The organism is Bradyrhizobium sp. LB14.3 (genome assembly GCF_040547985.1).
In the GTDB taxonomy this organism is placed as follows: Bacteria; Pseudomonadota; Alphaproteobacteria; order Rhizobiales; family Xanthobacteraceae; genus Bradyrhizobium.
On sequence record NZ_JBEPQT010000027.1, the window covers coordinates 69,448 to 80,446 of the forward strand.

The 10,999-nt window shown below is 62.6% G+C and carries 12 protein-coding genes and 1 pseudogene; 6 read left to right on the plus strand and 7 right to left on the minus strand.

Features of this window, described 5'->3' with window-relative positions; genetic code table 11:
* Positions 1–11: 11 nt before the first annotated feature.
* The gene (locus tag ABIB00_RS32265) at positions 12–455 is read right to left on the minus strand and encodes a hypothetical protein (RefSeq protein WP_354107140.1); all 444 of its coding nucleotides are present in this window, start codon (positions 453–455) and stop codon (positions 12–14) included.
* Between the two features lie 276 nt (positions 456–731).
* Here ABIB00_RS32265 and ABIB00_RS32270 point away from each other — a divergent pair, with 276 nt between their 5' ends.
* Positions 732–1,010: a hypothetical protein gene (locus ABIB00_RS32270; protein WP_354107141.1), complete on the plus strand. Its 279-nt coding sequence runs from the start codon at positions 732–734 to the stop codon at positions 1,008–1,010.
* Between the two features lie 1,246 nt (positions 1,011–2,256).
* Positions 2,257–4,122 carry an alkaline phosphatase family protein gene (locus tag ABIB00_RS32275; RefSeq protein ID WP_354107142.1) on the plus strand — a complete coding sequence of 622 codons (1,866 nt, stop codon included), beginning with the start codon at positions 2,257–2,259 and terminating at the stop codon, positions 4,120–4,122.
* 68 nt (positions 4,123–4,190) lie between these two features.
* On the opposite strand, the gene ABIB00_RS32280 is transcribed toward ABIB00_RS32275, so the two are convergent.
* A complete protein-coding gene (locus tag ABIB00_RS32280; protein WP_354107143.1) occupies positions 4,191–4,763 on the minus strand; it encodes a hypothetical protein in 573 nt (190 codons plus the stop codon).
* A gap of 393 nt (positions 4,764–5,156) precedes the next feature.
* Here ABIB00_RS32280 and ABIB00_RS32285 point away from each other — a divergent pair, with 393 nt between their 5' ends.
* Complete coding sequence (locus ABIB00_RS32285; protein ID WP_354107144.1) at positions 5,157–5,816, plus strand: peroxiredoxin; 660 nt, start codon at positions 5,157–5,159, stop codon at positions 5,814–5,816.
* Between the two features lie 59 nt (positions 5,817–5,875).
* Here the strand turns inward: ABIB00_RS32285 and ABIB00_RS32290 are convergent.
* Positions 5,876–6,342: pseudogene (locus tag ABIB00_RS32290) on the minus strand (methyl-accepting chemotaxis protein); the annotation flags it as partial.
* 164 nt (positions 6,343–6,506) lie between these two features.
* On the opposite strand from ABIB00_RS32290, the gene ABIB00_RS32295 reads away from it, so the two are divergent.
* The gene (locus ABIB00_RS32295) at positions 6,507–6,800 is read left to right on the plus strand and encodes a histone (RefSeq protein ID WP_247348381.1); all 294 of its coding nucleotides are present in this window, start codon (positions 6,507–6,509) and stop codon (positions 6,798–6,800) included.
* A gap of 56 nt (positions 6,801–6,856) precedes the next feature.
* Here ABIB00_RS32295 and ABIB00_RS32300 read toward each other — a convergent pair whose 3' ends face one another.
* From ABIB00_RS32300 to ABIB00_RS32310, 3 genes are all read right to left on the minus strand, one after another.
* Positions 6,857–7,600 carry a hypothetical protein gene (locus tag ABIB00_RS32300; protein WP_354052143.1) on the minus strand — a complete coding sequence of 248 codons (744 nt, stop codon included), beginning with the start codon at positions 7,598–7,600 and terminating at the stop codon, positions 6,857–6,859.
* A 98-nt stretch (positions 7,601–7,698) separates the two neighbouring features.
* Positions 7,699–8,571: a DMT family transporter gene (locus ABIB00_RS32305; RefSeq protein WP_247348386.1), complete on the minus strand. Its 873-nt coding sequence runs from the start codon at positions 8,569–8,571 to the stop codon at positions 7,699–7,701.
* Between the two features lie 103 nt (positions 8,572–8,674).
* A complete protein-coding gene (locus tag ABIB00_RS32310) occupies positions 8,675–9,121 on the minus strand; it encodes a hypothetical protein (RefSeq protein ID WP_354107145.1) in 447 nt (148 codons plus the stop codon).
* Positions 9,122–9,427: 306 nt separating this feature from the next.
* On the opposite strand from ABIB00_RS32310, the gene ABIB00_RS32315 reads away from it, so the two are divergent.
* A complete protein-coding gene (locus ABIB00_RS32315) occupies positions 9,428–9,691 on the plus strand; it encodes a hypothetical protein (protein WP_354107146.1) in 264 nt (87 codons plus the stop codon).
* Positions 9,692–9,722: 31 nt separating this feature from the next.
* On the opposite strand, the gene ABIB00_RS32320 is transcribed toward ABIB00_RS32315, so the two are convergent.
* Complete coding sequence (locus tag ABIB00_RS32320; RefSeq protein ID WP_354107147.1) at positions 9,723–10,184, minus strand: host attachment protein; 462 nt, start codon at positions 10,182–10,184, stop codon at positions 9,723–9,725.
* A 308-nt stretch (positions 10,185–10,492) separates the two neighbouring features.
* On the opposite strand from ABIB00_RS32320, the gene ABIB00_RS32325 reads away from it, so the two are divergent.
* A complete protein-coding gene (locus ABIB00_RS32325) occupies positions 10,493–10,783 on the plus strand; it encodes a hypothetical protein (RefSeq protein WP_354107148.1) in 291 nt (96 codons plus the stop codon).
* Positions 10,784–10,999: the final 216 nt, after the last annotated feature.

Below are 10,999 nucleotides of genomic sequence, written 5' to 3' on the forward strand. Positions count from 1 at the left end.
AAATGCGCCGCTCAGTAGCAGCGCATGATGTTGACGGTATGCTCGCCGCCGCCGCGACCCGGCACAGTCACCTGCTCGGTCGGACAGCTCGGCACATAGGGCCGGTCGGACGGCACCACGTTCGGCGGGAAGCGATGCGTCCAGTCCCAGGGAACGTCGTACGTATAGGTGTAGCGCACGTCGCTGGAGACGGGTTGGCCGGAATCGGCGAAAGGCTGGCCGTAGCCTGCGTTGTCATAGAAGAACCCGCCACCGCCCGGCCAATAGACCCAGGGTGTGTTACGGCCGCGGAAACGGGCGCCTGGCGCAATCGGCGGACGCGCCACCGGGCCGGACGGCGCGTGGGCGTGCGCGACGGCGCCGCCGGGTCTGGCAAAACTGTCGCTGGGGGCAAGGAGCAGCGCGGCTGCGCCGAGCGAGGCAAGCAAGGCCCCGTGTTGTGATCTGGACATCATGATACGCACCAACTCGTTTGGCTTCGCGAAAACGGCTCCCCACCGCACGCTAGGCCGGGCTGTCGCCCACCCGCAAACGTATAATTAATTGTTGGTTAAGGCACGGGATTAACGGGGAACAAGCTGCGGCAAGACGCGCGGGATTCCCGGCTGATGTCGCACTTGTTCCGCGGACTTCATAACCAGTTGATCGGAGTTGATCGCTTCCGCCGATCGCGTCCGGAACGCTCCCGCACTGCGGCCGTTGTCTCGCGACACAAGCAAGGAGCATCTCGAATGCGGAACAACTCAAAACTCCTCTGCCTGATCACGGCTTCGCTCGTCGCGGGCACGACGGCCGCCTCGGCCCAGGGCTATGATTGGAACGGACCGCGCGTGGGATGGGACCGCACCGCCCCCGGCTACCAACCGGTTCAGCCACGCGCGTACTATCCGGCCGGACCGTACGGCGCGCTCAACGGCACCAACCATCCGGCGCCGAGCTCGACGCAGGGCGATGTCGGCCCGGAGGGCAACAACAACGGCACCCTGACCGGCATCTATCGCAACTGGTAACGCCGCTCACGATGTGGCCCATCGTCCATGACGGACGATGGGCCTTCGTGCGTCAATGGTCCTGCTGCTTGTGCAGCCAGTCCGGCATGTCCTGCTGATTTCCCGTGCCCTGTGTCACGATGGCACTGTTTCCACCGCGGCGGCGATAAACCGTCGTGCGCCTCGGGCTCCTTCTCGATCTTGACCTAGACCTGCGCCAGACCACCGCTCTGGGTAATGACGGACGTGCCGTTCTCGTCCTCATGTTGCATCTCACTTTCGATCACCGGGTGAACTGCCGATGGCGGCGGCTATTCGACGACAGGGCGGGTCCAGGCGCTCGCACGGACGACGCGGGTGCCGACCGCGCCGGATTGATTGCCGGCCACAATCCCTTGCGTCGCGTCGGGCGAAACATCCCAAGCGCGGGGTCAACGGAACGACGACAAAATATTTCGCTTTATTAGAATTCGGAATTATCGTATCTTCCGCTCACTCCGGCCCAAGGAAGAGGGGCGTATCGCGATCGTCACGAACGCGGGCCGGGCGGCAGTGGACGCCGATCACATCGGCGCGAATGGTTTCGCAGGGCGGAGAGCCGTGAGCGAAGGCGTCGCGCGCACGACCGGTGTGATCGGCGTACGGCCAAATCGTGTCGTCCTGGCGCCCGGGGTCTGTGCGCCAAGTCTTGCGGTGATGTGTGCAGCCCGACCGGGCACACGCATCAGCCATCCGCAGGGCGACGGGGGCAATAGTGCATCGCTCCCCGGGGAGAACACGACATAAGCCGTTCCAACCATTGCGCAGGGAAGGCCGGGATGCTCCGGTTGTCCTGTTTCCCGCTGTGCATCGTAGCGCAATCTGCCCTTGGCATAGCGGAGCAATAGGAGCCAGCCGGCTCCCGGTCTTCCCTGCACCCTCTTTCAATTGAGGGTGAAGCGACGAAGCAAAGCTCGGGCGAAACACGCCGCGAGGATGCAAGCCCATGTCAGTCCTTCATCAACAGTCTTGTGCCCCGGACGCAGCGCAGCGCCTCTTGGCGGTGCGCTGCAGAGCCGGGGCCCATGCAGCAGCGAGTGCGCGGCCTTCTGGGTCCCGGCTTTGCGCAGCAACGCAAAGAGGCGTTGCAGCGCGTCCGGGACACGCGGACGGTCCCTGCCCTTCTTTGCATGCCGCTCCGCTCTTGTAACAAGACCGTCATACAGCGAAACTAAACGAAGCCGGGGGCCGCGGTTGGCGGCCAAGCTGCCTCGCAGGGAGAGATTTTATGCGCCGTTCACTGGTGTTGCTGTCAGCCGGACTGACACTGCTGTCCACCGGGCTTTCGACGGGGCGTGCCTCCGCCGAGAACAACACCCCTCGTAATTTGATCCTGTTCATTCCGGACGGTCTGCGGGCACTGAAGGTCACACCGGAGACCGCCCCCGCCATGGCCGAACTCCGCGACAAGGGCGTCAACTTCAAGAACTCGCATTCGCTGTTCCCGACCTTCACCATGGCCAATGGCTCGGCGATGTCGACCGGGCACTATCTCGGCGATACCGGTGTGTTCTCCAACACGATCTGGACCAACTACACGTCGGTCCCCGCCGGCGACACCGTGGTCCCCTTCATCGAGAACGACGCCGTGCTCGGCGACATCGACGAGCATTTCAAGGGCGACTATCTCAATGAAGACACGATCCTGAAGCTGGCCCGCGACAAGGGCTACAGCACGGCGGCCCTTGGCAAGCATGGCCCGACCTATCAGTTCGATCACACTGACAAACCCGAAAAGGCCGGCCTGCATTCGATCGTGTTCGACGATGCCACCGGTGCCAAGAACGGCGTGGCGCTGTCCGACGAGGTCAAGGCTGCGCTGACCAAGGCCGGCCTCCCCATCGCCACGCCGCCACGCGGCGACAACAGCAAGGCCGGCGACGCCAAGACGCCGGGCACCACGGTCGCCAACGTCGCCCAGCAGGCCTATTTCGCCGACGTCGCTGCCAAGGTCGTGCTGCCGATGTTCAAGGCGCGCAACAAGCCATTCGTGCTGGTGTTCTGGTCGCGCGACCCCGACGGCAGTCAGCACAACACTGGCGACAGCCTCAACCAGATCATGCCCGGCATCAACGGGCCGACCTCGATGGCCGGCATCAAGAATGCCGACAACAACCTCGCCCAGCTCTGCAAGGCGCTGGACGAGCTCGGCCTTGCCGCCAACACCAACATCATGGTCCAGGCCGACCACGGCTTCTCGACCATCTCGAAGGAAAGCAAGACCAGCCCCTCGGCCAAGATCAGCTATGACGACACGCCGAAGGACTTCCTTCCGATGGGCTTTTTGGCGCTCGACCTCGCCAAGGCGCTCGACCTGCCGCTGTTCGACCCCAACAACAAGAATGCCAAGGTCGAGGGCAACAAGCATCCCAAGGCCGGCAACGGCGTGCTCGGCAAGGATCCGGAAAAGCCCGATCTCGTCGTCGCCACCAATGGCGGCTCCGACCTGATCTATTTGCCGAACAAGGACAAGAAGCTGGCGGCTAAAACCGTCAAGGTGCTGCTCGAGCAGGACTACGTCTCGGGCCTGTTCGTCGACGACTCCCTCGGCCGCTTCCCCGGCACGTTGCCACTGTCGAGCGTCAGTCTGCGCGGCAAGGCGGCAACGCCGACGCCGGCAATCGTCGTCAACTTCCGCTCCTACGCCAGCGATTGCGGCGAGGCGCCGACCAATTGCTCGGTGCACGTTGCCGACACCGTGCTGCGCCAGGGCCAGGGCATGCATGGCAGCTTCAGCCGCGGCGACACCATGAACTTCATGGCTGCCATCGGACCGGACTTCAAGGCCGGCTACGTCAGCGAGATTCCGGTCAGCAATGCCGACGTCGGCATGACGGCCGCCCGACTGATGGGCCTGCGCGGCACGCAGAACGGCGGCTTGGTCGGCCGGGTGATGTCGGAGGCCCTGCCCAACGGCATCATTCCGAAGGCGTACAAGGCCGTCGAGAAGTCGAAGAAGTCCGAGAACGGCCTGCAGACCGTGCTCAACTTCCAGCGCGTCGGCAGCCAGCGCTATTTCGACACTGCCGGTTTCCCGGGCCGCACGCTCGGCCTCGAGCCGGACACTGGCAAACAAAAAACGGCGGGGAAATAACCCCACCGTTGTCTCTCGCGCCTCGCAAGGGGCGCGACAATCTCATCTCACTCTAACATGCCCGGACTTTACATGCCGATGTCGAACACGTTCGGCAATTGGCCCGCCAGAGGCAGCGCGGTGGCGCCCAGGAAGGTCGCCACCATCGCCATCAGGCGACGGTTGTTCTGGCGCTTGCCGCGCATCTGGCCGGCAATCCACTCCAGCATTTCGCTGTTGACTTTGGAGACATAGGACGGCGCCCAGCCTTCGATATCGGACTCGGCAGACAGCGCGACGCTGCGCGGCGGCACCTTCAGGCCCGAGGCGCTCGCGGCATAATGGGCCACCGCCTTGGCGAGCAGGTCGTCGAACCGGCCGCCATCGGTGCGTTCGGTTGCGGCTTCGTTGATCTCGAACAGCGCTTCGGCTTCCGCGCGGCTGATCGGTTGGTCGTTGACGGCTGTGGCGGTCAGGATGCGGGCGCACCAGGCGGTGTCATCGGCATCGAGCGCGCGGGAGAAGTGCACCCTCCCCTTGGTGGTCGGGCCTTCGCCCGTGATCACGCCGTCGCGCACGATGGTCAGTGCGTGGGCCGAGGTATCGCGGCAGGACGGTTCGAGGGACGGCGACTCAACAGACGTATGCGCAGCGGCAGACATAGTTCACTTCCAGATTTCTTCTGATCGGCCAGCATTTTCACGCCGGCGTAAAGGGGTGGTTAATGATTCGATACGGGGATCACGACTTTTCTAGATGGTTGCCAATTGGTCGCTGTCAGGACCGTTTAGGTTCTAGGAAGCGCCGGGCGAGCGTGATGGAAGTCATAAAAGGCTTTATCGGGGCAATCGGGCCCCGTGTGGCCCCGGTGGAGATGTTTCGCCGCAGGCGCCGCTGTAACAAAAAGGTGCTAGGACATCAGGCCTTCAAAGAAGGAATTCACATTTTACTTGAAGCGGTTCAGTTGGCGTTCACTTGAGGTCGCGAAGACCCTATACTGATGGTGACGGCCAAGGATGAATTCTCAAGTAAATTCAATTCGATGAGGTAGAACCATGACACTTCCGATCGGCGCCACCGCACCCGACTTCGAAGCCGAGACCACCGAAGGGAAGATCAAGTTCCACGACTGGGTCGGCAACAGCTGGGCGCTGCTGTTCTCGCATCCAAAGGACTTCACGCCGGTTTGTACGACCGAGCTCGGCGTGCTCGCCAAGCTGAAGCCGGAATTCGACAAGCGCGGCGTCAAGCTGATGGGCCTCTCGGTCGATCCGGTCGACCGTCACTCCAAATGGTCGGAGGACATCAAGGAGACGCAAGGCACAGCTCCGAACTACCCGATGATCGGCGACACCGATTACAACGTGTCCAAGCTGTACGGCATGTTGCCGGCCGCGATCTCGGGTGATCCCCTCACCCGCACGGCCGCCGACAACCAGACCGTCCGCAACGTCTTCGTCATCGGCCCGGACAAGAAGATCAAGCTGGTGCTGGTCTATCCGATGACGACGGGCAGAAACTTCCAGGAGATCCTGCGCGTCATCGACTCGCTTCAGCTCACTGCCAAGCATCGCGTCGCTACCCCGGCCGACTGGTCGCAGGGTGACGACGTCATCATCGCGGGCTCAGTCTCCAACGACGAGGCCAAGACGATCTACCCGCAGGGCTGGAAGGAACCGAAGCCCTACATCCGGATCGTGCCGCAGCCGAAATAACCCAAACGTCGTTCCGGGCGATGCGTCAGCACCGACCCGGAACGACGACATTAGAGCCCTCACGCCGCGTGGACGCGGTCGAGGAAGCCGTCGACCTCGGCCTTCAGATGCAGGCTCTCGCCGGACAGCGCCTGGGCGGCAGCAAACATCCGGCTGGACGTCTCGCCCGTTTCGTTGGCGGCCTGACGGACGTTGACGGCGACATCGGCCGTGCCCGACACCGCCGCGCGAACGCTGACCACGAGGTTGTGGGTCGCGCTTTTCTGCTGCTCGTCCGCAGCCGGGATCGAGCCGGCGATACCGCTGATGCGTTCGATGGTCTGGCTGATCGCCTTGATGGCGACAACCGATTCCTCAGTCGCAAGCTGCATGCTGGCGATCTGGTTCGATATCTCGTCGGTCGCCTTGGCGGTCTGGCCGGCGAGCGTCTTGACCTCCTGACCTCCTGGGCCACCACCGCAAAACCGCGGCCAGCATCGCCCGCGCGCGCGGCTTCGATGGTGGCATTCAGCGCCAACAGATTGGCTGACCGAGTTCGGCTGGCGCGAGTTCTGCCGGCACCTGCTCCACGACCATCCCAATCTCGCTACCGAAAACCTCCAAGCGAATTTCGATGGCGGTTGAGCGTTGCTTTGACACAACTATGAAACTCGCTATCGTCATCGCTCCATGCAAACCGTGGGGGACGATATGGACGACGACAAGCCGATCACCGAACAGGCGATGGACACGATCACCGCCGCCGTGGAAGCGACCAAGGACGCCGCTGTCACTGCGGTGAAGAAGGTCAGGAAAGTCGCCAAGAAGGTCACGAAGAAAGTAGCGCCGAAGAAGGCTTCCAAGAAGAAAGCCAAGAAGGCTGCGAAGAAGACTTCGAAGAAGGCTGCAAAGAAGTCGTCGAAGAAGGCGGCCAAGAAAACTGCAAAGAAGGCGACGAAGAAAGCCGCCAAGTCGAAAAAGAAGGCCAGGAAGGCCAAGCGCTGATCGCAACGCTCACGTCTCCGGGTGCGGACGCGCCCGGAGACAGCTCCAGCGATACCCTACCCTCGCCTCTTGGCTGCGCGCCGGCCGGGGTGATGCTCGCCTTGCGGATCGCGAAATTCGCTGCGATGGCCGCGCCGGTCCTCCTTGGCGAAGCTCCGCCGTTTCTCAGGCGAGCCGAACGCCTTGATCACCTTCCGACCGTTGACCCGCTTGATGACGTAACCGCCCTCGGTCATCGAGAACGGCTCGGTCAGCGTCCCCTTGTGGTCGAACTTGGTGCCCCGGGGATGCTTGAACGGTTCGAACCAGGACGGATAGACGAAGTTAGACATCTCAAAGCCCGCGACGAAGAAGGAATCCTCCTCCACCGCGTCACAGACCTCATAGGCATATTGGGTGTTCGGATTTTTGTCGGCCCAGAGATTGGCCATGGGATCGAGCACCATCTCGAACAGCTCGTGCGAGGCCGCCACGCTGACCGGCTCGCTGCCCAGCGCCTTGACGAAGATCTTTGAGATCGGCTGGCGACGATACGTCAGCTCATGGCGGCCGAGCATGTTCTTGTGGGAGGCCTCGTCAAAATAGACCAGCTGCCAATCGCTCGGCTTCGGCCTTTCGGTGACATAAAGGTCGACCGGATAGCCCCACACTGGCAGGAAGTGCTTGTCGTAGCATTTCTGGAGCGCCGCAGTGAGCTTGGCCATTTTGCGGCCGCTGATCGTCGGCTCGGCGTAGTTGATGCAGGCAATCCGGACCGGCTTCAGGGACCTGCCGAGCAGTGCGCGTCTCGCCTTCTTCATGGAAAACCACCTGTGAAAGGGACACTGAAATACGCCGACCCTAGCACGAACATGCCGCGCACGTCAGGGATGTATTCCAGCGGCCCGGCCCGCCGGCGCTAGAAGCGTCGGTTGACCACGAACACTGCTGCCGCGCACATCATCATGCCGGCGATCGCCAGCGCATCGAGCTTTTCTCCGAACAGGAGATAGGCCATCAGCGCGGTGACGGCGGGCACCAGGTAGAACAGGCTCGCAACCGACGTAGCGGCGGCGTTGCGGATCAGCCAGTACAGCAGCCCGATCGACCCGATCGAGAGCGCCACGGCGAGCCAGGCCAGCGCGAGCATGAACTCCCGCGTCCAATGCACCACGCGGTCCTCGAACAGGAAGGCACCGGCCGCGAAGAAGATCGTCACGGCAACATATTGCACGAGATTGCCGGCACGCCAGTCGATGTGGTTGCAGTAGCGGCGCTGATAGAGCGTGCCGAGCGTGATGCTGATCAGCGAGACCACCGAGGCGAGCCAGCCGAGTCCGGCTTCGCCGGTCATGGGACGTCCGTGCAGGATCAGCACCACGCCGCCGAGGCCAAGCATCAGGCCTGCCCATTGCACCGGCGTCACTTTCTCGCCGAGCCAGCGGTTGGCGATGGTCGAAGTCAGGATCGGCTGAAGGCCCGGAATGAGCGCGGAGAGCCCGGCCGGAATTGAGTGCGCGATCGCGATCGCAGTGCCGCCGAGATAGAAGCCATGGACGAGAATGCCGGCGACCGCGCTGTGCGCGATGCCGATACGGTCCGGCCATTTCGGTCGCGCGATTGCGGCGATGATCGCCATCAGGCCGACCACGATCGCCATGCGGATGGCGAGGTAGGTCAAGGGGTCGGCGTTGTTGATGACGTATTTGGTGCCGATGAAGCCGGTGCTCCAGAGCAGGACGAACAGGATCGGCGCGGCGCGGGCGGTCAGGGCTTCTTGATTATTATTCATTGCCGCCCTCATTGCCCCACCGGCGGCCCATGCGGCAATGCGAATTTAGGCCAATTTCGCACGGATGATGCTGCGCTGCGACGGACAGTGATGGCTCAGCCGCTCACCATTCTTCCGGACAGGGATCTATGATCTTCCAGAGCTCGACGCCGTTCTTGATCTTTTTCATGTCGGTGGTGAGTCCGCCATTGCGGCGAATCCATTCCTTCACCGTGTCGGGATAGTAGGCCATCAGGTCGGACGTCCCTTCCGCGCTGGTGACCTTGATCCCGAAGGTGAAGGCCTTGTCGTAATAGGCCTGGTGGAAGCCGAGGCTGGCGCGCGGCGTCACGCAGATCTTGTTCATCGGCACGATGCCGAGCACCAGGGTGCAGGCCGAGTTGCAGATGCCGTCGATGATGACGCGCTCGCCCTTCTCGCGGACGCGCTTGTACTTGGCCTTGTACTCCTCGACATAGCCGCCGTGGTCGCGGGTGATGTGCAGCTCTGCGCGCGCCGGAGTGGCGGCGACGACCGAGAGCAACAGCAGGCTCAGAAGCGTGATGCGCATGGCGAGGTGACGGCGAAAACCTTCAGAAATGGGACCGGCCGCGTGGGAATCCCCAGACGGTGATTCCTGGGGCCGACGACAGGATTCTTAACCGGATTCTCTTTGGTCATACTTGTGTGGGGAATTCGTTAAGCATCTCGAAAAGGCCAAAAATGGGCAGGCTTCGACCACATGTCCGGCAATTGTGTCACACCCGCCCGGGAATCTGCGGGATTGGCCTCGATTTCCGGGCGCCAGACGGGTGTTCCGGCGGCCCGAAATGGCTATAAACGGCTGACCAATTCGTGCGGGTTCCGGAGATTCGAGATGAGCAAGTTGAAGCTTGTAGCCGCGGTTGCTGCCCTTTCGGCCGCGATCCTTGCCCCTGGCCTCGCAGAGGCGCGGGGACATCACCGGTACCACCGCCACTACACGAACCCGCTGCCCTACCCGATCAGCTATCTGCACAATTACGGGCCTGGCATCACTCCCGGGACCTTCGCCTTTTACGATGGCCCGTCGACCAACCATTGCTACCGGAGCGCAGCCGCCTATGTCGGCCAGGACCGCCGCCGGCACCCCTGCTTCTGAGGGGCCCCGGCAGGTGCTCTGCGGGGTGCCGCTATCTGGCGGCGCCCGACAGCAGCAATTGCTTCTCGATCTCGTAGACCGGCAGCTTGACGAGGTCCTTGCCGACCTCGCCCCGAAGCGCCTTGCGCACGACGTCCGAATAGTCGGCGCGGATCATGCCGAGCGCACGCGGCGAGGCCACCATGGTCAGGGCCGAGGTCTCGCCTGAGCTGACGGCGGCATCGAGCCGGCCGGCCAGGCTGCGCAGGAAGGCGCGCTCGGCCTCGTCGTGCCAATCAGTCTGCTCCACCGAGCTGCGCGCGCCGCCAGCCGCGCCATGGAGCCTGCCCGGCGCGTCGGTCCCTTGCGCAGCGGTCGAGGGATTGGGCTGCTCGTGCACCTCCCTGGTGTGGAGGTTCGGAAACATCTCGTCGCCGAGGTTTTCCAGAATGAGCGCCTTGCGCCCGTCGCACACGACCAGCCAATCACCCTTGTCTAATCTCATCTTGTCCATTGCACAGCTCCAAAGCCACCTTGCGAGCCTGCTCTTCGAATTCCTCGAAAAAGCTAGCCGCGACGACAAGCCTAGGGACGAAGGCGCACCAGTGAATTGCGCGGGATCAAAGATGACGGCGATGTCCTGTGCGGCGCCGCCGATGCAAGCCCAACATTGGTAGCAGCTCGAACCTCGGTTAATCTGGCGGAGCTAAAGATCAGGGACTGGCTGAAGATTTGTTTATCAGCATTACATTTTGGTTCCGCCACAATTTGATCAGAACGAACCTCGATATCCTGTATTGCGTAAGCGGAGGAAGACACATCATGAATCTCAGAATTGGCCTCGTCGTCGCGTCCCTGTTCGGTGCCCTGGCGGCATCGCCGGCGGCGTCTGCCATGCCCATCGCGCCTGCTCCTGCGACGCCGCAGGTCTCGGACGTCGAGCAGGTCCGCATGGTCTGTGACGCCTGGGGACGCTGTTTTTGGCGCCCGAACTATGGGTATTACGGCGCGCCGGCCCCGTATTACGGTCCCCGATATGCGCCGCGCTATTATGGTGCGCCGCGCTATTATGGTGGCCCGCGCTATTACGGACCACGCTATCGCCGCTGGTGATTTTTAAAGGGGCCCTCCGGGCCCCCTCGCATTTGCGAGATCATGGATGTCGCGGTTAGTCCGGACTCATTCCAAAACTGATCTAGCAGTCTGCTGAAAAACCCCTCGCCAGGGAGGGGACTTGATGATTCACTTTATCATCTCGAATCGGCGGAGACGATCATGCGCGGCAGGTTTACGGATCAGGGCGGCCTGTTTTCGTACATCGCGCCGGAT

Coding starts and splice junctions, on each gene's coding strand:
- ABIB00_RS32265 (WP_354107140.1), bottom strand. CDS start 455: ATGATGTCCAGATCACAACACGGGGCCTTGCTTGCCTCGCTCGGCGCA.
- ABIB00_RS32270 (WP_354107141.1), top strand. CDS start 732: ATGCGGAACAACTCAAAACTCCTCTGCCTGATCACGGCTTCGCTCGTC.
- ABIB00_RS32275 (WP_354107142.1), top strand. CDS start 2,257: ATGCGCCGTTCACTGGTGTTGCTGTCAGCCGGACTGACACTGCTGTCC.
- ABIB00_RS32280 (WP_354107143.1), bottom strand. CDS start 4,763: ATGTCTGCCGCTGCGCATACGTCTGTTGAGTCGCCGTCCCTCGAACCG.
- ABIB00_RS32285 (WP_354107144.1), top strand. CDS start 5,157: ATGACACTTCCGATCGGCGCCACCGCACCCGACTTCGAAGCCGAGACC.
- ABIB00_RS32295 (WP_247348381.1), top strand. CDS start 6,507: ATGGACGACGACAAGCCGATCACCGAACAGGCGATGGACACGATCACC.
- ABIB00_RS32300 (WP_354052143.1), bottom strand. CDS start 7,600: ATGAAGAAGGCGAGACGCGCACTGCTCGGCAGGTCCCTGAAGCCGGTC.
- ABIB00_RS32305 (WP_247348386.1), bottom strand. CDS start 8,571: ATGAATAATAATCAAGAAGCCCTGACCGCCCGCGCCGCGCCGATCCTG.
- ABIB00_RS32310 (WP_354107145.1), bottom strand. CDS start 9,121: ATGCGCATCACGCTTCTGAGCCTGCTGTTGCTCTCGGTCGTCGCCGCC.
- ABIB00_RS32315 (WP_354107146.1), top strand. CDS start 9,428: ATGAGCAAGTTGAAGCTTGTAGCCGCGGTTGCTGCCCTTTCGGCCGCG.
- ABIB00_RS32320 (WP_354107147.1), bottom strand. CDS start 10,184: ATGGACAAGATGAGATTAGACAAGGGTGATTGGCTGGTCGTGTGCGAC.
- ABIB00_RS32325 (WP_354107148.1), top strand. CDS start 10,493: ATGAATCTCAGAATTGGCCTCGTCGTCGCGTCCCTGTTCGGTGCCCTG.